Source organism: Bacillus sanguinis (assembly GCF_018332475.1).
Classification (GTDB): domain Bacteria; phylum Bacillota; class Bacilli; order Bacillales; family Bacillaceae_G; genus Bacillus_A; species Bacillus_A sanguinis.
In genome coordinates this window covers 1-343 of the sequence record NZ_BOQB01000652.1, presented here as the reverse complement: position 1 = coordinate 343, position 343 = coordinate 1, and the positions used below count along the sequence as shown (strand labels likewise).

The following is a 343-nucleotide window of genomic DNA, read 5'->3' as shown; positions in this document are numbered from 1 at the left end:
TATCTGTATACCATAAGATGCTAATTGGTAGTAATACGAATAGAAATGTTAAAACTCGGACGAAAATATGATTCATTTTAAACTTTTGTTTTTTCTCTTTATTTCTATGAATTTCACTACGCGGCGGTAAACTTTCTTTTTCTTCCACTCGCTCAACTTCTAATTCCTCTTCAAAATCAGGAATTCGTTTTCTCATGTTGTTCACCACCACCTTCCATTTATTTTCTTAATTGGAGTCCCATTATAAAATCAACAAGAAAGTGTGCAAAGATTGTTATAAACAAATTTCCTGTCCATTCAAATACATAACCAAAGACAAAACTAATGAAACAGACGAAACAAA

1 protein-coding gene and 1 pseudogene are annotated in these 343 nt (G+C 31.2%); both read right to left on the bottom strand.

What is annotated here, in order from left to right:
• Positions 1-196 (bottom strand): annotated as a pseudogene (locus tag KI369_RS29055) (LysM peptidoglycan-binding domain-containing protein); the annotation flags it as partial.
• Positions 197-218: 22 nt separating this feature from the next.
• The coding region (locus KI369_RS29050; RefSeq protein WP_154136280.1) for a CPBP family glutamic-type intramembrane protease at positions 219-343 on the bottom strand (125 nt) is incomplete at its 5' end.